This window comes from Treponema bryantii (assembly GCF_900113965.1).
Lineage (GTDB): Bacteria > Spirochaetota > Spirochaetia > Treponematales > Treponemataceae > Treponema_D > Treponema_D bryantii_A.
This window is the reverse complement of sequence record NZ_FORI01000006.1, coordinates 188,682-211,892: the sequence shown is the minus strand read 5'-3', so window position 1 is coordinate 211,892 and position 23,211 is coordinate 188,682. Positions and strand designations below refer to the sequence as shown.

Here is a 23,211-nt window from a genome sequence, read left to right as displayed (position 1 = left end):
CATAGATGAAATCACCCATTTTGACAGTTTATTTTTTATTATCGGCTAGACAAATAAAAAATTTGATTTATAATAATATGACTACGGTTTAAGTATTGCTTAAACCTTTAACTATTTATAAAGTTTTTTGTTTGATATATCAGGATGAGTAGTACACAAGAATTTGAACAGATTGATATTTATTCCTTTCTCGATAAGTCGTCAGAAGATAATTCTGAATTCCACGACAATAATGGCGCGTTTACAGACCGTCAGAATAAGCTTATAAACGAGCTTTTGGATTATACAAAGGATCATGATAAGGAACACTACGAAACCTTCGTAAACCGTATTATGGATTTGAATTCCATAGACTCTTCTGTTTCAAAATTTCCTTCCCTTCTGGAACGTTCAGAGCTTTCTGGCGGAACAAGAACCCGTACAACTCTTATTGAATCGCTTATCAAACACCAGGATGCCGGTGACCGTACTCTTCGACTTCCTTCTAAAGCGGTTCTTGGTAAAAGCCTTCTTATTGCTAAGGCTCACACTCTTTCAAATTTTGCGAAATATACAGGCCACTTAGGAAAAGATTTCGAAAAGCTTTCTAAGGCCTTTGATACTGAAACAATTCTTTCTATGTTCTCTCTGCTTGCAGAAGACGTATATCTGAACCTTATTTCCGACACTTCTCAGCCTATGGAATTCCGTCGTGAATGGGCTCTTTCTCTTCTTCTTCTCTGGGAACACTGGAATGATGAAACCAGTGAAAATGTAGCACCTATTCTCCAGTCGGTATGGACTGCGCGCAGAAAGCTTGCTCCTGCATTTGGAACTATGATGGGTACAAGTGAACTGCTGCTTATTTCTATGCAGATGGATGATCAGTGGATCAGTTTTATTAAACACAAGATGGGAGACGATGGTGTTTCCCAGGCAATGGAAGAGTTCCTGTTTGGTATTTCTACCGAGCAGATACGTACTCTACGCCAGATTCTCAAAACTCAGGGCATTCCCGCAATTGGCCGTGATGAGGTTTCCAAATTCCTTGGAGAGCACGTAAAAGCCGATGCCGGTCTGGACTACCGCGACTTCTACTCAATGTATACTATCCGCCGCGATAATGCCCGTTCCAGAGCGCGTCTTCACCTGGAAGGACCGCACAAAACACTGGAAGACTACTTTATCCAGTTTATAACTGAAGAAAACAAGGAGAAACAGAATAATGACACCTTTGCAAAATCCTGATGAAGAAACAACCTCAAAAAAAGTTCCATATCACTTTGGAGAAAAACTCCGCGAAGTCCGTGAACACAGAGGCTACACTCTTAAAGTAGTTGCCCAGAGAGCGGGTGTCAGCGAAAGTCTTGTCTCACAGATTGAACGCAACCACGTTTCACCGGCTATCGACACTCTGCTTGCCCTTGCCGATGTTCTGGACATCAACCTCGAATATCTTTTTGAAGAATACCGCAAAAAGCGCCCTGTTCATATTATCCGCTCGCAGTCACGCGCTTCGGTTACTGAACACGACGTAATTTACGAAGAGCTTGCCCGCCCGGATGCAAATTCGGCAGACAGCACTACAGAATGCTACATCATTAAGATTCCAGCTGGTGCACATACTCACCACGGTTCTTTCGGTCACATTGGCCGCGAGATTGGTCTTATTGTTAGCGGTCGCGCAAAGTTTACCTACGCTGGTACCGAATACTTCCTCGAAGCCGGCGACAGCGTATCTTTCTCTTCTGGCTCTCCTCACCAGCTTGAAAACGACGGTGACACCACCATGGAAGCCGTATGGTTTGTAACCCCGGCAGAAAGATTCGCAAAGTAAGCCTAAAATCGAAAATCCGTTAAAAAACGAGCCGACAGGGTCGTTTTAGGATTATCGAAAGAACGGCTCAGAGGCAAGCTGTGCTTGCCGACTCTTCTATAATTCTCATTTTTTTCTAAAAATCATTGCATATTTTCTCGATAATCCGTATAATTATGTAATTTTAATATATTACTAGTGCATAATTATGCAATTTCTTAGTATAAATGGAGGCAAAGATGTCATCAAAAGAAGAAACAGCAATTCTGAAAAGGCTTGAAAAGTTAGCAGTTCACAACGACCCTATCGATCAGAAACTTTACCAGCAATACGATGTCAAACGTGGCCTCCGCAATGCAAACGGAACTGGTGTTCTCGTAGGTCTTACACGCATTGGTGATGTAGTAGGTTACGAAATGCAGGACGGACAGAAAATTGCCGTTCCAGGACGCCTTGTTTACCGCGGATACAACGTAGAAGATCTTATCAAAGATGCTGAAAAAAACCATCAGTTCGGCTACGAACAGTGTGCTTACCTTCTTCTTTTTGGTGAGCTTCCTAATAAAGATAAACTCGAAGCCTTCTCAAAATATCTTGGAGAATGCCGTGTTCTTCCTTCAAACTTTACCGAAGACATGATTATGAAGGCTCCTTCAAACGACATCATGAACAAGATGGCCCGCGGTGTTCTTGCAAGCTATTCTTATGATGATGATCCTGAAAACCGCAGCGTTGCAAATAACATCAAGCAGTGCATTCATCTGATTGCCCGCTTCTCTACTCTTGCTGCTTACGGCTATCAGGCAAAGCGCCGCTATTACGACAATAAATCTTTGTTTATTCATAATCCAAAGCCAGAGCTTTCTACTGCAGAAAACTTCCTGCGTCTTATCCGCTCAGACAAGCAGTACACACGCCTTGAGGCAGAGATTCTCGACCTTGCTTTGATTCTGCATGCTGAGCACGGTGGTGGTAACAACTCTTCTCTTACAGTTCACGTTGTTTCTTCTGCCGACACAGATACTTATTCTGCAATGGCAGCCGCTGTAGGTTCTCTTAAGGGACGCCGCCATGGTGGTGCAAACATTCGCGTTGTAGAAATGATGGACGACATTAAGGCAAACGTAAAAGACTGGACAAGCGAAAAAGAAGTTTCTGCTTATATCAAGAAGATTGCTACAAAAGAAGCTTTCGACCATTCTGGTCTTGTTTACGGTATGGGACACGCAGTTTATACAATCAGCGACCCTCGTGAAGTTCTTCTCAAGGCAAAGGCTAAACAGCTTGCTAAAGAAAAGGACTGCATGGAAGAGTTTGCTTTGTATGATTTAATTGAAAAGGTTGCACCTTCTATCATTCAGGAAGTTCACCATTCAGATAAGCGTGTTTGTGCAAACGTTGACTTCTACTCTGGCTTTGTTTACACAATGCTCAACATTCCTCGCGAGCTGTTTACACCAATCTTCGCAATTTCTCGTATTGCCGGATGGTCTGCTCACCGTATTGAGGAAATTGTCAGCGGTGGCCGTATCTACCGTCCTGCTTACAAGAATATTTCAAAAGAGCGCGACTTTATTCCGCTCATGGAAAGAAAATAGACAAAAAGTACGGTGGTTGAGCTTGTCGAAACCACCGCAGAACTCGGCTTATGTCAAAAGAACGTCTGGACAAATTATTATCTCACGAAGGCTTTGGCTCGCGCAAAGATATCAGAAAGATTATGCGCAAGTACGAAGTCCTCGTAAACGGCAGCCGCACTTATGATCCTTCAACTCAGATAGACCCGGATAATGACACAATCAGTGTAGACGGTGAAGAAGTAAATCTTCATCAGCATGTTTATCTGATGATGAATAAGCCTCAGCACGTTGTATCTTCAAATAAAGACGGAGAACATCAGACTGTTTTTGATTTACTCGATGACAGTTACCGCACTCCGTATCTTGCAGATAAACTTCATCTTGTTGGCCGCCTGGATATGGATACAGAAGGGCTCCTTCTTTTTACAACTGATGGAGAACTTACTCACCGGCTCATATCCCCAAAAAATCACATCAATAAAACATATCTGTGTTGCCTGGAGCATCCCGAGACTCCCGAGCACCAGGCAGAAATTACCGCGCAGTTCAAAGCCGGTATCGAATGCGGTCCGGATGACAACGACCCGCCGTTTACCGCAGAGCCTGCTCAAATCACCTGGCTGGATGACTCAACCGCTCATCTCACAATTTATGAGGGCAAATACCATCAGGTAAAGAGAATGTTTATTGCTGTTGGAAATAAAATAGCCTTCCTCAAGAGAATCTCCATGGGAAGGCTTGAACTTGATCCCAATCTTAAACCGGGCGAATATAAAGAGCTTTACGACGACGATCTGGATAAGCTGAGCAACTAATTAAACCTAAACAGTTTACCTTTTACAAGCCACGCAAATCCGAATAAAAGCAGAAGAGCCGCCTCAACAACCATTGTAAGCCATTTTGGATAATTGAGTCCGAAAAATCCTGCAATAATCACAACGAAGAAAAGGCCCATAATTGCAATCATTGAATAAGAACAGATTCTGTAAATCTTATTATTCAAATCATTCTGACCGCGTGTAAAAAGCCAGCCGATATTGAAAGCCAGAAGTGCAAAAAGAATCATTGCACTTGCACAGTGAATTATATCTGAAACGCCAACAGGAAGCTGAAAATATCCTACACGTCCAATACCATAAGGGTTTGCACAAGGAAAGAGCACAACACCAAAAGCAAAAATGCCCGAAAGAACATTTATAATCGTATCGATTTTTTCATAAGATCTGTAACACAAAAGAAAGATTCCACAGGATCCAAGAATTATCGGAAGGGCCGGCGTGATATAATAAGTTACGCTGATTGAATACCACCACGACTCAGGCTTGTTACGAACAAAAAGCCCGCCAATAATACTGAACACAGGAAGCAGCATTCCAAGAGCTCCAAGCACATTGCGGTGAAGCAGGGAACTCATTGCCTTTACTCTAACTTTTTCTTTTAATTGTTCATCCATTTTTTTATCCTCATTTTTTTTATTATAAGGGGAGATCCGAAGATTTTCAAATAAACGCTGCATTTACTTTACCATAATTTTAATTCAAAAAAAATTATATTTTAAATTTATAAATTCTTATTAATTTGCATTATTTATAATATCCCCTTATTATAAATAATAAAAAAATGAGAGGTAAAATTATGAAAATTCAAAAAGTGAAGAAGATTTCTTTTGTTCTTTTTTCTACTTTACTATTAACAATGGCTGGCTGTAAGCATTCGGCTCCTGCTACACCAGAGCCTGCCGAAGAACCAGTGGTGCAACCAGAAACTCCTAAGACTCCAGAGGAACCAGGTGACGTTTGGTATGACACTAAGTATAAAGCTGTATATGCATTTTACACTGCAAAAGCTGGCGAACACATGAAGGATTTAAATACCAATACCTGTGAAGATGGATATTCTTATGAAGAAGGATATGCAATTCCAGCAGAGCTTTTAATTGAGCATGTAAGGGCTGTTTTACTTAACGAAGACACCACAAAAAATCCTAAAGAAGCACTTTTTGCTATCCAAGCTTTTGATGGATATTATATTCAAGAGGACAGCTCAGTACCGCTTCCACGGGATGTAAGCTTCACAAAAATCAATTACAAAAGCGGCTACTGGCAGTGGATAACAGACGAATATAGTAACTAAAAATATGCAATGATATGAGTGGTCTTGTTTAACCCACTCATATCAGTTAAAATCTGTTTTATGACAGATATCGAAATTGCTCAGAAAAATAAGATGATTCCGGTGGCTGATGTGGCCGCAAAAATTGGAATCTCTGCAGACAAGCTTGAAAATTATGGACCTTATAAGGCTAAGATTACTTTTGATGAACTTCGCGCCTTGCAGGAAAAGGCTGAATCTAAGCCAGGTAAACTGATTCTTGTTACTGCTGTTACACCTACTCCAGCTGGAGAAGGAAAATCTACTGTAAGCATTGGACTTGCAGACGGACTTAATAAAATCGGAAAGAAAACTGTTGTTGCCCTTCGTGAGCCTAGCCTTGGACCTTGCTTTGGTGTAAAGGGCGGTGCCTGTGGCGGTGGATACGCTCAGATTGTTCCAATGGAAGACATCAACCTTCACTTTACAGGCGACATTCACGCAATCTCAATTGCAAATAACCTGATTGCAGCTCTTATTGATAACCACCTTCAGCAGGGCAATGAACTTGGAATTGACCCACGCACTATTTCATGGAAGCGCTGCGTAGACTTAAATGACCGCGCTCTCCGCAATATCACAATTGGTCTGGGTGGACGACTTCAGGGAGTTCCTCGCGAAGACCACTTCTCAATTGCTGTAGCTTCTGAGATTATGGCAATTGTTTGTTTAAGCCGCACAATCAGCGAGCTTAAAGAGCGCATTGACCGCATCGTAATTGGTCAGAACTATGCACGCGAAAATGTTACCTTTGGTCAGCTTAAGTGCACTGGCGCTATTGCTGCCCTTCTTAAAGATGTAATTAAACCTAATATCGTACAGACTCTCGAAAAGAATCCTGCCTTTGTTCATGGCGGACCTTTTGCAAATATTGCTCACGGCTGTAACAGTGTAAACGCTACTTTGTGTGCACTTGCTACAGGTGACTATGTTGTAACAGAAGCAGGCTTTGCCGCAGATCTTGGAGCTGAAAAGTTCCTTGACATCAAGTGCCGCGCTGCAGGTCTTAAGCCAAGTGCAGTTGTAATTGTTGCTACAATCCGCGCGCTCAAGATGCACGGTGGCGTTGCTAAAGCAGACCTCAGCAAGCCAGATACAGCAGCCCTTGAAAAAGGATTTGCTAACCTCAAGACTCATATTGAAAACATTGCAAAGTTCGGACTCCCGGCTGTAGTTGCTATTAACAAGTTTATTACAGACTCAGATGAAGAAATTGCTCTTATCGAAAAGCTTTGCCGCGACGCAGGTTCTCAGGCTGTTCTTACAGAAGGCTGGGGAAAAGGCGGAGAAGGTGCACAGGAGCTTGCCCGCGCAGTTGTTGAAATTGCAGACAGCGGAAAAGCAGACTACCACCCTCTTTACGAGCTCGACCTTCCGCTCGCAGACAAAATCAGAAAGATTGCTAAAGAGATTTACCGCGCCGCAGACGTTGAGTTTGACTCAGCAGCACTCAAAAAGCTCAAGGCATTTGAAGATGCTGGATACGGCAAGCTCCCGGTTTGTATCGCAAAAACACAGAACTCTATCAGCCATGATCCAAAACTGATTGGTGCTCCAAGCGGATACACCTTCCCGGTTCGCGACGTTCAGCTGTACGCAGGTGCAGGCTTTGTAGTAGCACTTGCCGGCGACATCATGACAATGCCAGGTCTTCCAAAGGCACCGGCCGCACTTGAGATTGATGTGGATGATAATGGAGTAATCAGCGGCTTGTTCTAGTGGTTTCGATACGGCCTTCGGCCTACTCAACCACCGTCGATGTAACGGTGGTTGAGTGCTTCACGAAGTGAAGTGTATCGAAACCATCTTTATTTCTGCCCTTTCAACTGTGCAATTTCTGCCGACAGTTGAAGAGTTCTTCGGTTCTGTCGGATTACACGCTGTGCAAGCAGCTTTGAAAGGAAGAGTCCGTAATGCGGATTCTTCCTTATTAAATTTAAGAACATAGTCTTTGGAATACGAATCAGCTTTCCATCTTCTGCCGCCATAATTGTTGCAGAACGGCGGTCATTCAAAAGAAAGGCCATTTCACCAATAAACATATCATTTGGAGTAAGCACCGAAATCAGCTTGCGGTTAGCGTATACACCGTAACGGCCAGAAACAATAAAGTACAAATCATTAGAAGGCTCATTCTGGCGGCAGACAATATCGTGCTTCTTGTATTCAACAGCCTTAAACGGAATCATGATTCCAGGAACTGTGTTCGAAACGTTTCTGATATTCTGAATATCAAAAGAAACTTCATTTCCCTTATCGTTATAGCGCAAATCAGAAACAAGAGATTTTGAAAGTGCAATTCCACGACCGTGAGCTTCTTCAACACCTGGAGTATCATCAGAAAGTCTTGATCTCCAGTCAAAGCCCTCGCCATCATCCTTAATTACAAAAGTAGATTTTTCTTTTCCAATTTCGTATTCAATGTGGATTTTGCGGTCTGCATATTCAGGCATACGAAGCTTCTTGTCAATCAAATCAAGAATGATTCCACCTTTGTTCAGCCATTCAGATTTTTCTTCATAAGAGATTCCACAGTTACCGTGCTCAAGTGCATTTGTAAGAAGCTCCATCAAAGTAGACTGAAGGGCAAAACGGCCGTCATCATCAATACGGTTTGTACAGTACAGATAATTTACAAGGAAGCCGGTATAAAGGCGGATATCCATAGGATTATTATCGCAGACAAAAAAGCCCTTTTCTTCAGAACCAATGCGGTCCTGCATACCACGATTAAAAAGGAACTGCTGATTGCGGATAAGACTTCGCAAGAGTCCGTCAAAATTTTGCTTAAAAGTATAGAGAGTCTGAACAATCAGAATGTTTGGATCCTTAAGATCTTCAATTTTCTGAGCTTCAGAAGGACTTGATGCAATTGCAATAATTCCACCGTTATGAAGCCAAGGGTCAGAACTGATTGCTTTTAGAATTGCATGACAGTTTATTTCAGCAGATGTAAAGTCAAGGATTTTGATTTCCGGGAGTTCATAATCAACAAAGCTCAGTGCCTCATCAGTTTCCGGACAAAAGATTGGTTCAAAATAATCCGTATAATTCAAACAAGCACTTTTAACAACTCCAAGCACTTCCTGATTAGCTGAAGCCACCAACAACTTTTTCATAACAAACTCCGTTTTAAAAATATATATGACTCCGATGCGATTCGAACGCACGACCTTCCGCTTAGGAGGCGGATGCTCTATCCAACTGAGCTACGGGGTCAGAATAAATAGTCCAATATTCGAATCGCATAATCACGGTCAAGTCGCGATTCGAACGCACTACCTTTTGACAGGACCTAAAAATCGTAATACACCCAATGTTTCGCTAGTCCCGCGAAACCGTCTACAAGAGCGTCTATAGTGCTTACCGCCTCAGAATAGTGGCAAAGATATGTTTTTGCGCGAATCTCAGGAGGCAGGGTGCTCAGCTCATCGTAGGCAGCGTGTACGCCTCGTGAAAAACCTTTAATATCACAGTCGTGGAATATAACTTCAATATTTCGATATTTTTCAAGCAGGAATTTTAACTGCGGTTGATTAAATTGAGTGTCGGCTGTAAATAATATCCTATCATCAATAATCAGTCCATAGGATATTTGAGAATTCTTCAATGAATCCTTTCTGGTAGTAACGTGCTTTGTTCTAAAAAGCTTAAGATTCATATTAAAAGCATTAATCTCATACATCTCAAAAGGCTTTTTCTGAATCAAAGCTGGCTTCATCTGAACAAAGTAATCATCAAAAGTCATCTTACCTTCTTCGCTATACTGAATACCACCGCGCAAAGACTGATTCCAAAGCAACTTTTTAAATTCATCATTAATAATCAGATTGATTTTCTGCTTTGTAATATATTTACCAGCAAGCGCCATTTCCTCAACACCACCAATGTGGTCTGCATGAGGATGAGTAAGAAGGAGATTCTTGATATCTGTTATCTTTCCATTGTAAAGATTTTCAAACGCATAAGAACAAAGTGTTCCGCAATCAATCAAAAGATGTTCTTTTCCTTTAATCAGCAGAAGGTTTGTCTGAAACGCGGTTTTAGTAAAGGCATTTCCAGTTCCAATGAAAAAGAGAGAAAGCTGTCCATCATTTGTCAATTCAATGTTTGAAAGAAACGGTCGCGTTTTCATTCTATTATATATTATAACACACTTTTAGAAATTTGGTATACTTCTTCTACACCACTCACTAAAATTCCGCCCATGCCCATTTCAAGCGGTAAGGCAATATCCATGTCGTAGCGGTCACCCACAGCAAGGCAGTTTTCGGCCTTTATGCCCTCTCCAAGCCGTTCTACTGCTGTCTGGAAAGGTTCTAAAGCAGGTTTAGACTTTAAGCAGGTATCAAGCCCTACAATGTCTGGGAAGAATTCAGAAACACCAATGGCTTCCAGAGTTTTACGGGCAGGAAGAACCGGATTATTTGTAACACAAATCAATTTATATTTTGACTGCAGGATTTTCAGAGTTTCAATAAGCTGCTCGTCGCGACCAAGGAAATCTGCAGGTTCAAGAAGTTCGCGTCTCCACTGAACGCTCTGCTCAATAGGCACGCCAAAAGCAAGCAGAGTGTTACCAAGACTCACCTTACTTCCGTTGTGCTCGGCCGCAAACTTTTTACGGTAGTCGGCAACCATACGGCGTGCTTCGTCTGCAGTAATTCCACGCTCTTTGGCAAACTGGCGAACCTGACAGTCCACCTGCTCAAAGGCATAAGCCTGGTTTGTATACAGAGTTGAGTCAATATCAAAAATGAAGGCTTTGAGTTCTGTCGGGATTTTATAGATTTTCATAAGGCTCCAGTTTTACAATATGCTCAGACACTTCCTGAAGTGATCTATACTTTCCGGTGTTTAAATAGCCGGCACAGGCATCGCCCAAAAGTTCACTGTGAACAAAGTGATTATCGCGGGGACGAAGAATTTTCATATTAAGGCGCTGAGCTTTTTCTTTAAGCAGAAGTTCATCATTCGTCTGCCCGCCGGTAACTGCCATTTCTGAAGGAAAACTGATTCCCGCAGCACTGGCTGCCGCTTTAAGTGTATTTATTCCTTTCTCTACTGCATTCAAGCGTTCTTCCTCAGAAAGCTCACCGCTGTCTGGAATCAAATAAGAAACATTCCATAACCCCGGAATTACAGAAGGAAGAGTCCTAAGGTCTTCTCCGGTAACAGGCCGGTCTGTACAAAAATTAAGTCCTTCTGAACTGCCGCAGCGGTCGCAAAGGCGTCCAGCCCGCAGAGTTCCGGTTCCAATAAGAGCCACAATAAAGTCAGGACCACCGGCGATTACCTGACAATTCAGTGAAAAACGGAGATTCGTTCCGCAGCAACTTAGTTTTGCTGCAATCTGTTTATGCATTGTGCCGCAAACATTCCCTATTCCAACAAAAGGCGGCAACTTTTTATAATCAATTCCACAAGTTTTGCAAACCTGTTCATTCCAGTATGCAGGCTTAAATCGTTCTTCGGGCAATATGGTAACAGCCGCGCCTGTAAGAACATAAATCAGATATTCAGGACCAGAAAAAATCTTTCGGGATTTTTTATAGATTTTTGGAGCGCGTTTTTTCAGAGCAAGAAGCTTTGGCACAAAAAGTGATTTTTGAACTTCGGCATCATCAGGAATTTCTATATCAGAAAAATCTTCATTCCAGAAAACCGTATAACCGCTATCACTAACAACAGTAGGCCCATTACCGGAAATCACAATTTTTTCAATTGTGGTCACAGGAAGCTGATTTTTCAGTTCCTTCACAGCCTGATAAAATGCACCATACCAGAGGCTTGCGGCAAACTCGTTTTTTGAGCCCGCAGGATTTGGAGAATCTTCAATTGGAACGGAACAAAAAGAAGCGACCTCGCCATCAGCAGTTACAAGAGCCGCCTTAAGCGAGGTCGTCCCAATGTCCACACAAAGTATGGCGTCAGACATTATTCGTGCTTTACGACCTTCTCGATAATGTTACGGTTATCAAGCAGTTCGCTCAGCGACTGATTGTAGTGGATGCGGGTAATTACGTTTGCAAACAGACCGCTTACATCAGTGCTGATATACCATTCACGTTTAAGAAGCTCTTCGTGATAAACGGCGTTAGTACCGATAATGCGGTAGAACAATCCCTTTTCATAAGCTTCATCAAAGTTCTTAATAGCATCGCCTGTAAAGAATGGGAGCGAAATTGCACAAATAACTTTTGTAGCACCTTCGTTCTTAAGGAACTCCATAGCCTTAAGCAAAGTTCCACCAGTACCCAGCATATCATCAGCAAGGAATGCAACCTTACCTTTAACATCACCAAGCAACTTAACAGACTTAATGTTAGTAGAATGAGCGTCCTGAGTTACAATAGAGTAATCGCGCTCTTTATAGATCATAGCGAGCGGCAACTTCAAACCGCTGGCATAAAATTTATTTCTATCGATCGCACCAGTATCAGGAGATACGATTACCATATCTTCAGTTTTACCAGTCAAATCAACAATCTTACTCAATTCACGAATAATCTGATAGCTTGCATGCAGGTTATCAAGATTACAAGATGAGAATGCATTTACAATTTCACGGGAATGCAGGTCAAGAGTGATGATTCTGTCCACACCCTGCATTTCATAAATGTGGGCAAGCAGACTCGCAGTAAGACCTTCACGGCCCTTTCTCTTATGCTGACGTGCATATGGATATGCAGGAACAACCAGAGTGATTTTTTCAGCACCGGCAATTCGCACAGCATCAATTGTTACGAGTAGTGAAACAAGATGATCATTTACAGTCATCTTAACTTTGTTTGCACCACCGTTAAGTGAAAGCACCTCATGGTTTTCAACATCCTGGAAAATGAAAACATCTTTTCCGCGGACTGTTTCCAACAATTCAGTTTTCACCTCACCATTGGCAAAATAAGTAAAGCGCGCGTTTACTTTGAATACGGGCGGTCTATACTTATCCGTAGCACCTCTTATGCACAGATCAGACGTCTGCAAATCATTCTGCAGATTGATTCTGTTCACAAGCTCTTCTTTACTCAGCTCATAACGCTTTGACAATACATCGTTCTTCAAAGTGAAGCGGTGTTTGTACATGTGTTTAAGGTGCGTTATGACTTCATTGGCGAAAGCTTCGCCACCAGGACACGCAACAATCGCAAGACTTGTTGGTTCTGTATAAGGCATATCTAACCTCTTTATATAGTGGGATAATTAGAATATATCAGATTATTGGCTTTTTAGGAAGTGGGGCAAGTCGACTACTGGGCTTCTGTAAATGTTGCAGCATCGTGCCACTCATCACTAGCAGTGCCAGTATTATATCTAAATACTAAATCACCTTCTTCTTCATTATCAAAATTTATCAGGGTATTAGTTTTTAATGAATAGGTCTCAAAAGTATCATGTTCTATATCATACTCCCTGATTCTATTTATATTCTTATATTTATACTCATCACCATCTTTATAAAAGAAAATTCCATCTTCCGCCATCACAAGTTTCTTTGGTTTTACAGCTACAAATTTTTGTAAACCAAATAAACCGTTCTCGTTCTCAGGCTGCATAAATTTACCATAATGACCAGTAGTCCCTAAAGTCAGCAAATTGATTATATCTTCATCTGAACTTGTTTGCATTTGTCCAATAACAGCACATCCAGCTCCAAAGTCATCAAGATCAATCGTAATAATAGCGCTCTTTATACTGACTGTTAAATCACTGTTAAATGAAGCAGATGTTTGAATTGATCTATAATTCAAAAGTGCATACAAAACTCCATCCTGAATAGTCATATCTGTCATATCATAAGACGTAAATTCTGGAAAATAATCATCTAAATCAAAATATTCCGGACCTTCGCCATCGAATGATATTGAAACAGCTTTTGTATTTTCACTTGTATCAACAATTTTTTCATACGTCATTGGAACTTTCATAAATGTTTTTTTATTATTGAAGGTTCCACAATAAAGATATAGAAAACCTTTATATGTCTTTACAACTGTTCCTTCAGATTGTGTTTCCCCTTCATAAACAAGCGATACAGTATATCTGATAACATAACAAGTATATTCTGTTATATCATAATGATCATAATCTACAGCATTTGAATTTACTCCATATTCTAAGTCATAAGCACCAAAAGTAAGGCTATATTCAGTTTGTCCATCCATATAAAATAAAGCCTTGGCATTATCTGATATACAAATATTTGATGGATATGCAGGATCATAATGACTATCTAAAGCTATTTCCGCAATTCTTTCATTATCGCAATAAAGGTCGCTTCCATTTGTATAATAAATCTTATTATCTAAACCTACCACAAAGTCTGTAAATTTTGAGCTCTGGGAATAAGCATTCTTTGGAGTTTGATTTGTTTGTCCAGAATAAACAGCATTATTGAATCTGTAAAGAGCATAATTTGCTTCAGTTACATTCGGGTCTTCACCAGGATCAACCTTATTGTAAAGAATAATATCTGTGGAAACTTCCTCGTCGTTATTGCCGTTTCCACTTCCTTTAAGCTTAACTGTAACTTTGTTTTCACCACGCATTACAGTAAACTCATCAGAAAGACCTTCTAAAATTTTCTGCTTTTCAGCTGGCCCATAAAAAAGAATTACCTTTACTCTGATTTGTGAACCAACAGGAATATTATCTAATGTAACTGTAGGATTTTCATCTTTTCGCGTAAAGGTCTTTTTAACACTTGTTACATAATCTCCAATTGTAGCAAGCTCCAGAGTTATTAATGAATCTTTTTCATCTTCAGTCACATTGCGCGTCAGAGTCCTGCTTATCTGTCCTGCATCAAAAGAAATTGAACCTTCTCCTGTTTCTGTAATACCGCCACATGAAGAAAGAAAAAGTGAAAATAAAAAAATTACAATAGAAACGTGCTTTTTCATTAAACTCATCACCTTTAGAACAACTTTCTTCTATTATACCCCCCCCGCATATTTCCGTCAAACTGACAATTATTTATTTCTATCTAAGAATTCTTCAGTATTTTTAACAGCTTCTTCACCCCAGTAATCACAGAGCATTTTATGAGCATCGTCGTAAAGATCTGGTACAACATTATTTCGCAACTGTTTTACATTATCTATGCAATACGCTTTTGCAATTTTTTGTAAGGCAGTCATCTCTTCTTCATCAAGAGGATTATTTCCCGTTACTAGTTTCTTTTCTTCAACCCAAGCATAAAGCGCTGTAATTACAGATGCAGTTGAACAAATTTTACGCCACTCTTCAATATCAAAAATATTTCTTGTCGTAATGCCGACACCAATTCTGTAATTATATACCGGCTCTTTTATTCCAACATACTTCTTAGAAAGCAATGCAATAAAAAAATATTGAATCACTTCTTCTGCCATATGCACTCGTATATAAGGAATTTCTGTAAAAGCTTTTTGGTACACATCCAATCGAATTAACTTTGCTGTAATAACTGGGCGATATTTATGTACTAGAAAACAACCTTCAAATATATCTTTTCCTTCTAATTTACCTTCATAAGGATGAAACTCATTACTACTCTCAACATGTTTTTTTCCTTCTGCATCCAGAGTAAAACAGTCCCCTTGAACAATATCTGTATCATTTACAACTGCTGTCTTATAAAGAACTGCAAGAGCACCCTGAGGCAAAAAATCATCAGAATCAAGCATATAAATATATTGTCCACTCGCTTCATTCACCAACCTACGTCTGGTTTCAATAAGTGCAAGGGTCTGAGAATTCTGTAAATAGCGAACTGAAATAGTTGACACAAAAGCCCTCTTTGTTACTCCAAACGAAGATCCTGTCAGTCTAAACTTATTTCGTACCTTCTTCTTAAATTCCTTTACAATTTTTTCTGCACTACGCCCTTGATCATCCTTTCCTGGACTCGCATCACTTAAAACAAGCACTTCAACCATGCCTTCAAAATTTTGTGCTATAATACTATCCAGACACTGCGAAAGATACCTTTCAGTGTTATAAACCGGAATGCAAACAGATATATCAATTCTTTTCTTTTTCTTGTTCATCTATATTAATTTTACTTCGCACTTGAAAAATTACAAGAAAAAAAAAGGCGGGATACTAAAAGCACCCGCCCATTTGATGGATTTTAATTATGGTCTGTATTGGCAAGGTGCTCCAGAAGCATAACCTGTTCCTTGAATAGAAAAAGTTATATCAGATGTATCATTCTTTTCAAACTGAATAACTTCACTTGTATTTAAGGTATATGCCTTTAACTCAGATGTTCTTTTAGAAAAAACAACCATTCTATCGATATTTCTATAGCAAAAATCATTATTATCCTTATAGTAAATAATTCCATCATCAGCAATTACAAGATCCTTTGGTTTTACTGCAATAATTTTTCTTGGATTAAATAAGGTATTTGCAAACTCTGAAACTGGCTGTCTTATCTGAAAATTGATTATATTTCCAGTTTCAGTTCCATCATATTGATCTATTTGAGGCATTTGAATTTCCGTTATTCCGGGACAACCATACTGCGTAACTCCAGAATTTGAAAAATTCGAAAGATTGACTTTTACAATAGATCCAAATGAATAAACAGGAAAATCATAAGGATACGACTCAACAGGTCCCTCTTCCGTAGGCATCATTGTATTGCTTGAAACTAACACATATAATTCATTCCCAGTAACATACATATCAGTCACTGTATAATAATTTGAACTATATCCATCATATGGTAATGTTACTCCGGCATTAGATAGATAAATGAAAGATAAATTTTCATTATCCATAATCATTGTTGTATCGATTTCACTTGTCGAAATTTGATTTATTGTATATGTCATAGGAAGTTTGATTATACCAATATTGCATGTATATCCACTCCATTCATCTCCTGTACGTAACAAAGCCGCCATATAAATAGCTGAATCATTATAGACAACTGTTTTTAGGCCATTGTTTTCCGTTTCTGTTTTTTCTCCAAGCTTAACTGCAAAATCAAAGATATTACTAAATTCTTGAACTCCGTTTTCAGGATCAATATCTTCGTCGCCATCCCAACAAAACTCATAATTGTCTCCATTGGTATCTTTTACCACTCGATTAATAGTCAACGCAGGGATAGATAATGGCCAGTCTTCTATGTAATAATAATTTTCATCAAGTGCACCAAAGAACACAACATCTTTCGATTCTTCAACATATATACCTGGTGAATTTGATGTTATATTATTGGTTACATAATACGGTGTAGGCTCTGTTTGTGGATTAACTCTATATAGATAATTACGAGAGCTTTCTTTTACTATATAATATACATAACCATCATTTGTTGTACCAAAATCTACAAAGTCACCATTTATATATTGATTACCATTAGAAAGTTGGTCATCAATCATAGTATATACAAAAAGCCCATTTCCACTATTTGCTCCACTTATTTTTGTATATAAAACAATGTTTATATTTCCGTCATCATCTTCATTATCAAATCCAAAACCTGCGTCTCCATTCACTTTTATGGTTATACGATTAACCCCAGATTTTACAACAAATAGTTCGGAAGAACCGTCTATGGAGATTTGACTCTCTTCTACTTGTTTGCGCATAGATTCTAAGGCAGTTTCTATGTATGATTCAGGAAGACCATTTTCACGCATTATTTTACGGAAAGTTTCTTCATCTAAAATCTCACCAAAGGTTAGTTTTACATTTACACGGATTCTTGAACCAATAGGAATGCCTTCTATGGTAACAGGAGAGCCCGACGCATTACCGTAAAACTCTTCCATTGCAGCAGAAATCTCTTCTTCTGTCTCACACTCGTCCAATTTCTTAGTATATTGCTTTTCAACACTTTCAGAATAATCACCAGAAGTCGAAACCTTGATTATCATTCCATAAGAAACAAGAGACTTGTAATCTGTTTCGGAAATACTAAAGTTGATAGATGAATTAACAACTTGTGAAGCTGTAATACTACGACCAAGATATCTTGCAACCTTACCGGCATCTAAAGTAATAGAGCCCTCGCCGCTTTGAGTAGCACTACCGCAAGAAACAAACAATAAAGCAGCAACCAAAAGCAATCCTGAAATCTTTAATTTCATTGACTTCTCCTTATTACGGAATATTGGCTGTGTTTTTATTCTATTATTATAACCTTGTAGAAAAATATTCGTCAAATAAAAAAACGTCACCACGTTTACCGCAGTGACGTCTTTATAAATCTCTATGACCGAATTGTTAATTAGAGAGTTGGATACTTATCAAAGTAAGCCTTAGTTTCCTTAGCAACAAGACCGCTCAAAACAATCAGAGAGATACAGTTAGGAATAGCCATCAAACCATTAGTGATATCAGCAATAGTCCATACTGCAGAAATTGTCATGTAAGGTCCGATAGCAACAGCGATGATGTAAAGCCAGCGGTAAACCTTAACTACAGTCATGTTTCCGCCAGTCAAATATTCAAGACATTTTTCTGAGTAGTAGTCCCAGCCAAGAATTGTTGTGAAAGCGAAGAATACGAGACAGAGCATGAGAAGGAACTGAACAGAAATGTTGTCACCGCCGAGGATTGCAGAGAAAGCGCGTGAAGTAAGAGCAGCTCCAGTTGCACCAGAGTTCCATACATCACCACCAGCAAGAACGATTGAAAGACCAGTCATTGTACAGATGATAAGAGTATCAATTACTGTACCAGTCATGTTTACCATACCCTGCTCAACAGGCTCTTCTGTCTGAACGGCAGCAGCGGCGATTGGAGCAGATCCAAGGCCAGCCTCATTAGAGAAGATACCGCGGGCAATACCCTTCTGCATAGCCATGCGGATGATTGTTCCGGCAGCAGCACCTGCAATTGCCTTAACACCAGTATCAACACCGAATGCACCCTTGAAGATAAGAGCGAAAGCAGCTGGTACTCTTGTAGCGTTCATGATGATTACAGAAACACCAAGGAATACATAGATGATAGCCATTACAGGAACTACCTTTTCTGCAACCTTAGAGATACGTTTCAGACCACCAATTACAACGAGAGCTGTAGCAATTGTGATTACTGCACCACCGATTACTGTAGCCCATGTATAATCATTTCCAAAAAGTGTGAAAGCAATATGTTCTTTATTTGCATCGAATGCGTTCTGAACTGCACCACAAATACCGTTTACCTGAGTAAATGTACCGATACCAAAAAGACCTACGAGAGTTCCGAAAATAGCAAACAGAATAGCAAGCCACTTCCAGTTTTTACCCATACCCTTTTCGATTACATAGAATGGTCCACCAAGAACGTGACCATCTTCCTTAACCTCGCGGTATTTAATAGAAAGCATACACTCAGCATACTTTGTAGCAGTTCCAAGGAGAGCTGCAACCCACATCCAGAAGAGAGCACCAGGACCACCGGCAAGAATAGCAGTAGCAACACCTACAATGTTACCAGTACCGATAGTTGCAGAAAGTGCAGTACAAAGAGCAGAGAAGCCAGAAAGCTCTCCCTTACCTTCGTTTTCTTTGAAGATGCTTTTGAAAGCACGGCCAAGCTTTGTAAACTGAATACCGCGTGTGGCAATTGTCATTACGATACCAGTTACCAGAATAAGAGCAATTGTAGGGATTCCCCATACAATGTCATCAATTGTGTTAAGGATTTGTTCAAACATTTTTTTGTTTATCCTTTAAAAAAAATAAGAGCCGGAACTAAAAGTTCGCAGCTCTCCAAAGAGTAAACAGAACGTCTTTAAATGACTCCGTCCTTTATGCCTGAGATATCAGAAGCCAGTCTGCAGGAATATACACACTTTTTTCCTAACCCTTCGGCGTCCTGCGGGAATGCAGGAACTCTCCAGAGAATTATTTCATACAAATCACGTTGCAGAAATAACATATTAATAATATCTTATGGCGGATTTAGGGTCAAGACGGGGGATTTCCCTATGGAGATTGCTGCGGGCAAAAAAAAAGAACTTCCGAAGAAGTTCTTTCAGAGGTGTGGATAGGAGTCGAACCTACCAATGATGGTTTTGCAGACCAGTCCCTTACCGCTTGGGTACCACACCGAAAAAATGTATGTTTAATATATAGAAGATAATATGGATTGTCAATAGGTTCAGTACACATCTAAAAAAATATATATCAGCATAAGTGGAATAAATTATCCGCGTCAATTGGCTTCCGGGCGCGTATTTGCAGGTCAAAAACGCGCAATAATGCGCTTGACGTTGTGTGTGGTAAAGAAACTATTATACTGCCGCTCTCGCGGCAGCCACACACAAAGTCATTTTGCCCCACAAATCCGCTTCCTTGCGCCAAATTCTCTTTAAGTTTTTATAACTCCACGCAAGAATATATTTTTTTAGACTGATCTGAGATTCTTTTCACTCCCTAATAATTCTATATATTAAACATTCATTTTTTCTTCCAAAAGCTTTTTGACTTCGGAGGCTTCGTTGGCGTTGTCGAAGATTAGCTGGCGGGGTTTGTCTTTGTTTTTGGGTTTTATCATTAGGACATAATCTGGGTGGGTGGTTTCTTCAGCAGATAGGATTTTTTCTATGTCTTTGTATCTTAGGATTTCGGAGCCAACTATAATAAGATTTTCGTAGACTCCGTTTATTGGATAAAGGGTACTTTCTCTAATTGATACATAAAGGGCGAGAACGGCGCCATAGGGAATTACGAAATTGAATTTTCCAAAATCCTGTTTCATTGCGAGAAGCAGTAACAGTAATGCTATACCGGAAGTAAAATAAGAAAGGAAAGCTCTTTTTTTGGCGAGCGCCAGTCGTTTTGTGCCGGCCTCGTTCATGAGTTTTACTCTGTAGAAAGGCATACTCACTGTAATTATGAGCATGAGGGCTGCGGGGATGATTGTGAACAGAATGGTTTTAGTCATATATTTTCCTTACGATTTTTATTATGGTTTCGATACGACGCTACGCGTCTACTCAACCACCGGGTGTTTTTGTAACCAGCGTTTTAAAGTGTGACGGGCACTCTCAAAAGCTAATGGCAGATTTTCTATATCTTCTTCTGACGAAATCTTTCTTGCTTCAAAAGCAACCACCTCACTCTCCTCAGCTTTGAGGCTTTTTATAAAATCGTTTATTGAATCATACTGAGGTGGTAGGGCTGCTGTAAAGAAGATGTCGCAGGTTTTATATTCAATGCCTTTGTACTCATATGTATTCGGAGCGGTGCAGAGAAAGTGAGCGCCTTCAACAGGAACACCAATTTCTTCGCGGCATTCGCGGACTACGGCCTCTTCGGCACTTTCTTCAAAATCTACAAAACCGCCCGGCACGGCAATAAAGCCTTTGCGAGGTTCTTTAGCACGCACTTCAAAAAGCACATTATCGTATTTATCATAAATCACAACACCAACTGCAGAAGCAACATTGTTGTAAAGATCAAAGCCGCAGTCCGGGCAGATCCATTTTCTGTTTCCGTGATTTTCGATTTTTTTACTGCCGCACATCGGGCATAACTTAAAATCATTTTTGAAACCGTTTATCTGTTTTGTCATTTAAAACACCTCATTGTGATTGCATCTGCCAGAGCTTCTGAACGTTTGATTGCCTGAATTACAAGAGGAACAATCAGCGGAACTACTGCGCGGATTTTTGCCATTTTGCCTTTTACGTTTCCAAGCCCGCCTCTTATTGTCTGGGTCTTCAAAATAGAAACCGCTTCATCAACAAGCAGTGGAATAAATCTGAAGATGATTTCGATTATCAGAATTAAATAACGAACCGGAACACGGCAGAGACGAAGCGGTGTGAGTAAAACGTTGAGACCGTCCATAAGATCGTACTCTGGAGTAGAAACAAAAAAGCCCGAAATACATGCAAGCGATGCGTCTGTTCGCAAAATTGCAGCAAGGCAGAAAAGCAGTTTTGATGGAGTTACCATAAACCAGCGCCATTCGGTAAAGTGAGTTTCTCCTGGAAGAGCCGGATGGAAAATCATCTGGAAGATGCTGAAGAAAAGCAGGAACGGCAGAATCTTAAGACTGGCCGAAAGAAGGCGGCGCAGAGAAAAGCCGCAGAGAAGTCCATAAACCGCGCCCACCACTAAGGCAACTGCACAAAGCCAGAGCGGACGTACTGCCAGAGAAAAAACAAAAAGCGCAAAGAACAAAACAATTCTTAAAGCCGGAGAAAGTTTTTCTACAGGAGATGTTTTTCTTCGTTGTGAACGCGAGAGCCCCATAGAAAGTTTTTTCAAACCTGAGATGAGAGTGGCGGAGTCGGATGGGGTAAGTTCCGATAACGCATTTGATTGCGGTTTCGATACGCGCTGCTCCGCAGCGCACTCAACCACCGGTGATTCGCGACACTCAACCACCGTGCCCTCTTTGATTACAATTTCGCGATCGGCAAAGTCTGCTTCGTCGCGTTTGTGAGTGCTGAAGATTACTGTTTTTCCTTCGTCTGTAAGGCGGCGGAACATTGCCATTACTTCGTTACGGGTTCGGCTGTCCAGGCCTGCTGTTGGTTCATCAAATAAAATTACATCTGAATCCATTGCAAGAATTCCTGCAATGGAAAGTCTTCTCTGTTCACCGCCGGAAAGCTCAAAAGTACGACGCTCACCAAACTGTTCAAAAGGAATTGCTGCTGCATTCATAGACTGCTTTACGCGTTCTACAAGAGGCTTACCACTCATGCCGCTGTTACGAGGTCCAAAGGCAACATCGTCTGCAGCAAAAGGTTCAAAAAGCGCCGCCTGAGCATTTTGCTGGGCAAGAACCGGGCGTTGCGAACTTGAACAGTAAACACTACCTTCCTGAGGAATTGCCAGCCCCGAACAGATTTCAAGCAGTGTAGATTTACCCGCGCCGGAAGGACCGGTAAGGGCTGTGAGAGTGCCGCGGGGGAAGGAGAGATTTATATTGAATACGCCGTGGACAGCGTCATGAGTGTACGATACGTTTTCCAGCTTAAGTGCGACATCTTCTAACGATGGTTTCGATACGCCCTCTGGGCTACTCAACCACCGGGGAGGCAAAGGTTCACCGCAGATTCTTTTTACATTTTCTTCATTGCTTAAAAAGGCCTTCTGAGTTCCGTAATAAAATACCTGGCCCTCTTCTATTCCAATTACACAGTCTGCATCGGAAAGAACTTCCATGTCATGAGTAATCTGAATAATGGTATTACCGCACTTATGCCAGTAGCGCAAAAACTCCAGAATCTCTTTACGAGACTCCGGGTCTAACATAGAAACTGCTTCATCTAAAATCAGAATCTCCGGACGCAAAGCAAGCACGCCGCTCAAGGCTACCTTCTGAGTCTGACCAAGAGACAAGGCAGAAGTTGAAGAGCCCGCCCTGTCCAGCATATCTACAATGTTCAAGGATTCAATTACGCGAAGCTCAACCTCGCCTTCACTAAGGCCAAGGTTCTGAGCACCAAAGGCTGTGTCGCGCGAAACAATTCCGCTTACCAGCTGATCTTTTGGAGACTGAAAAACAATTCCAATTCTGTTGTTTTCTTCGATTTCGATTGTACCAGAATCTGGTACTTCAAGGCCGCAGATAAGACGTGCGAGTGTACTTTTGCCGCAGCCGTTATAACCGACTATAGCAACATAAGAGCCCTTTTCAATGCCAAACGAGACATTGGAAAGGGCCGCTTTATCATTCTGCGGATATTTAAAATTCAGATTTTTAACTGTAATTACGCTCAATTATTCTGTC

19 protein-coding genes, 2 tRNA genes and 1 riboswitch are annotated in these 23,211 nt (G+C 40.6%); of the genes, 6 read left to right on the top strand and 15 right to left on the bottom strand.

Annotation, left to right across the window (positions count from 1 at the left end; translation table 11 throughout):
• Positions 1 to 144: 144 nt before the first annotated feature.
• The 4 genes from BM161_RS09245 to BM161_RS09230 all read left to right on the top strand — a co-directional run bounded on the left by BM161_RS09245 (position 145) and on the right by BM161_RS09230 (position 4,190).
• Positions 145 to 1,227 (top strand): hypothetical protein, encoded by a 1,083-nt coding sequence (locus tag BM161_RS09245; RefSeq protein ID WP_074932035.1) that lies wholly within the window; start codon positions 145 to 147, stop codon positions 1,225 to 1,227.
• A complete protein-coding gene (locus tag BM161_RS09240) occupies positions 1,205 to 1,816 on the top strand; it encodes a helix-turn-helix domain-containing protein (RefSeq protein WP_074932032.1) in 612 nt (203 codons plus the stop codon). The genes BM161_RS09245 and BM161_RS09240 overlap by 23 nt, the downstream gene beginning before the upstream one ends.
• A 218-nt stretch (positions 1,817 to 2,034) precedes the next feature.
• Positions 2,035 to 3,393 carry a citrate/2-methylcitrate synthase gene (locus BM161_RS09235; RefSeq protein ID WP_074932030.1) on the top strand — a complete coding sequence of 453 codons (1,359 nt, stop codon included), beginning with the start codon at positions 2,035 to 2,037 and terminating at the stop codon, positions 3,391 to 3,393.
• 50 nt (positions 3,394 to 3,443) lie between these two features.
• Positions 3,444 to 4,190, top strand: a complete 747-nt coding sequence (locus BM161_RS09230; RefSeq protein WP_074932027.1) for a pseudouridine synthase — start codon at positions 3,444 to 3,446, stop codon at positions 4,188 to 4,190.
• On the opposite strand, the gene BM161_RS09225 is transcribed toward BM161_RS09230, so the two are convergent.
• Complete coding sequence (locus BM161_RS09225) at positions 4,187 to 4,828, bottom strand: hypothetical protein (protein ID WP_074932026.1); 642 nt, start codon at positions 4,826 to 4,828, stop codon at positions 4,187 to 4,189. The two genes, BM161_RS09230 and BM161_RS09225, sit on opposite strands and share 4 nt — an antisense overlap.
• Before the next feature lie 182 nt (positions 4,829 to 5,010).
• Between BM161_RS09225 and BM161_RS09220 the strand changes: the two genes are divergently transcribed.
• Positions 5,011 to 5,508, top strand: coding sequence for a hypothetical protein (locus BM161_RS09220; RefSeq protein WP_074932023.1), 498 nt, complete (start codon positions 5,011 to 5,013; stop codon positions 5,506 to 5,508).
• Between the two features lie 60 nt (positions 5,509 to 5,568).
• The gene (locus tag BM161_RS09215; protein ID WP_177206225.1) at positions 5,569 to 7,245 is read left to right on the top strand and encodes a formate--tetrahydrofolate ligase; all 1,677 of its coding nucleotides are present in this window, start codon (positions 5,569 to 5,571) and stop codon (positions 7,243 to 7,245) included.
• Positions 7,246 to 7,334: 89 nt separating this feature from the next.
• Here the strand turns inward: BM161_RS09215 and BM161_RS09210 are convergent, their stop codons facing one another.
• From BM161_RS09210 to BM161_RS09145, 14 genes are all read right to left on the bottom strand, one after another.
• Positions 7,335 to 8,645: a cyclic nucleotide-binding domain-containing protein gene (locus BM161_RS09210; RefSeq protein ID WP_074932022.1), complete on the bottom strand. Its 1,311-nt coding sequence runs from the start codon at positions 8,643 to 8,645 to the stop codon at positions 7,335 to 7,337.
• A gap of 25 nt (positions 8,646 to 8,670) precedes the next feature.
• A tRNA-Arg gene (locus BM161_RS09205) sits at positions 8,671 to 8,746 on the bottom strand.
• 75 nt (positions 8,747 to 8,821) lie between these two features.
• Positions 8,822 to 9,661 carry an MBL fold metallo-hydrolase gene (locus tag BM161_RS09200; protein WP_074932019.1) on the bottom strand — a complete coding sequence of 280 codons (840 nt, stop codon included), beginning with the start codon at positions 9,659 to 9,661 and terminating at the stop codon, positions 8,822 to 8,824.
• Positions 9,662 to 9,672: 11 nt separating this feature from the next.
• Positions 9,673 to 10,323 (bottom strand): HAD family hydrolase, encoded by a 651-nt coding sequence (locus BM161_RS09195; RefSeq protein WP_074932016.1) that lies wholly within the window; start codon positions 10,321 to 10,323, stop codon positions 9,673 to 9,675.
• Entirely contained in the window at positions 10,310 to 11,464 is a 1,155-nt protein-coding gene (locus tag BM161_RS09190; protein WP_074932013.1) for a hypothetical protein, read from the bottom strand. Before BM161_RS09190 ends, BM161_RS09195 begins: the two co-directional genes overlap by 14 nt.
• Complete coding sequence (gene prs / locus BM161_RS09185; protein WP_074932010.1) at positions 11,464 to 12,702, bottom strand: ribose-phosphate diphosphokinase; 1,239 nt, start codon at positions 12,700 to 12,702, stop codon at positions 11,464 to 11,466. Before prs ends, BM161_RS09190 begins: the two co-directional genes overlap by 1 nt.
• Positions 12,703 to 12,776: 74 nt before the next feature.
• Positions 12,777 to 14,429, bottom strand: a complete 1,653-nt coding sequence (locus BM161_RS09180) for a hypothetical protein (protein ID WP_074932008.1) — start codon at positions 14,427 to 14,429, stop codon at positions 12,777 to 12,779.
• Between the two features lie 69 nt (positions 14,430 to 14,498).
• Positions 14,499 to 15,557, bottom strand: a complete 1,059-nt coding sequence (locus tag BM161_RS09175) for a glycosyltransferase family 2 protein (protein WP_074932006.1) — start codon at positions 15,555 to 15,557, stop codon at positions 14,499 to 14,501.
• 87 nt (positions 15,558 to 15,644) lie between these two features.
• Complete coding sequence (locus tag BM161_RS09170; RefSeq protein WP_074932003.1) at positions 15,645 to 17,615, bottom strand: hypothetical protein; 1,971 nt, start codon at positions 17,613 to 17,615, stop codon at positions 15,645 to 15,647.
• A gap of 140 nt (positions 17,616 to 17,755) precedes the next feature.
• Positions 17,756 to 19,174 carry an alanine/glycine:cation symporter family protein gene (locus BM161_RS09165; protein WP_074932001.1) on the bottom strand — a complete coding sequence of 473 codons (1,419 nt, stop codon included), beginning with the start codon at positions 19,172 to 19,174 and terminating at the stop codon, positions 17,756 to 17,758.
• A 77-nt stretch (positions 19,175 to 19,251) separates the two neighbouring features.
• A riboswitch (glycine riboswitch) is annotated at positions 19,252 to 19,370 on the bottom strand.
• Positions 19,371 to 19,498: 128 nt separating this feature from the next.
• A tRNA-Cys gene (locus BM161_RS09160) sits at positions 19,499 to 19,570 on the bottom strand.
• A 341-nt stretch (positions 19,571 to 19,911) separates the two neighbouring features.
• On the bottom strand, positions 19,912 to 20,406 hold the full coding sequence (locus tag BM161_RS09155; RefSeq protein ID WP_074931998.1) for a hypothetical protein: 495 nt from the start codon (positions 20,404 to 20,406) through the stop codon (positions 19,912 to 19,914).
• Positions 20,407 to 20,454: 48 nt separating this feature from the next.
• Complete coding sequence (locus BM161_RS09150) at positions 20,455 to 21,036, bottom strand: NUDIX hydrolase (RefSeq protein WP_074931995.1); 582 nt, start codon at positions 21,034 to 21,036, stop codon at positions 20,455 to 20,457.
• Positions 21,033 to 23,201, bottom strand: a complete 2,169-nt coding sequence (locus BM161_RS09145; protein WP_074931992.1) for an energy-coupling factor transporter ATPase — start codon at positions 23,199 to 23,201, stop codon at positions 21,033 to 21,035. The genes BM161_RS09150 and BM161_RS09145 overlap by 4 nt, the downstream gene beginning before the upstream one ends.
• Between the last annotated feature and the right edge of the window lie 10 nt (positions 23,202 to 23,211).

Coding starts and splice junctions, on each gene's coding strand:
- BM161_RS09245 (WP_074932035.1), top strand. CDS start 145: ATGAGTAGTACACAAGAATTTGAACAGATTGATATTTATTCCTTTCTC.
- BM161_RS09240 (WP_074932032.1), top strand. CDS start 1,205: ATGACACCTTTGCAAAATCCTGATGAAGAAACAACCTCAAAAAAAGTT.
- BM161_RS09235 (WP_074932030.1), top strand. CDS start 2,035: ATGTCATCAAAAGAAGAAACAGCAATTCTGAAAAGGCTTGAAAAGTTA.
- BM161_RS09230 (WP_074932027.1), top strand. CDS start 3,444: ATGTCAAAAGAACGTCTGGACAAATTATTATCTCACGAAGGCTTTGGC.
- BM161_RS09225 (WP_074932026.1), bottom strand. CDS start 4,828: ATGGATGAACAATTAAAAGAAAAAGTTAGAGTAAAGGCAATGAGTTCC.
- BM161_RS09220 (WP_074932023.1), top strand. CDS start 5,011: ATGAAAATTCAAAAAGTGAAGAAGATTTCTTTTGTTCTTTTTTCTACT.
- BM161_RS09215 (WP_177206225.1), top strand. CDS start 5,569: ATGACAGATATCGAAATTGCTCAGAAAAATAAGATGATTCCGGTGGCT.
- BM161_RS09210 (WP_074932022.1), bottom strand. CDS start 8,645: ATGAAAAAGTTGTTGGTGGCTTCAGCTAATCAGGAAGTGCTTGGAGTT.
- BM161_RS09200 (WP_074932019.1), bottom strand. CDS start 9,661: ATGAAAACGCGACCGTTTCTTTCAAACATTGAATTGACAAATGATGGA.
- BM161_RS09195 (WP_074932016.1), bottom strand. CDS start 10,323: ATGAAAATCTATAAAATCCCGACAGAACTCAAAGCCTTCATTTTTGAT.
- BM161_RS09190 (WP_074932013.1), bottom strand. CDS start 11,464: ATGTCTGACGCCATACTTTGTGTGGACATTGGGACGACCTCGCTTAAG.
- prs (WP_074932010.1), bottom strand. CDS start 12,702: ATGCCTTATACAGAACCAACAAGTCTTGCGATTGTTGCGTGTCCTGGT.
- BM161_RS09180 (WP_074932008.1), bottom strand. CDS start 14,429: ATGAAAAAGCACGTTTCTATTGTAATTTTTTTATTTTCACTTTTTCTT.
- BM161_RS09175 (WP_074932006.1), bottom strand. CDS start 15,557: ATGAACAAGAAAAAGAAAAGAATTGATATATCTGTTTGCATTCCGGTT.
- BM161_RS09170 (WP_074932003.1), bottom strand. CDS start 17,615: ATGAAATTAAAGATTTCAGGATTGCTTTTGGTTGCTGCTTTATTGTTT.
- BM161_RS09165 (WP_074932001.1), bottom strand. CDS start 19,174: ATGTTTGAACAAATCCTTAACACAATTGATGACATTGTATGGGGAATC.
- BM161_RS09155 (WP_074931998.1), bottom strand. CDS start 20,406: ATGACTAAAACCATTCTGTTCACAATCATCCCCGCAGCCCTCATGCTC.
- BM161_RS09150 (WP_074931995.1), bottom strand. CDS start 21,036: ATGACAAAACAGATAAACGGTTTCAAAAATGATTTTAAGTTATGCCCG.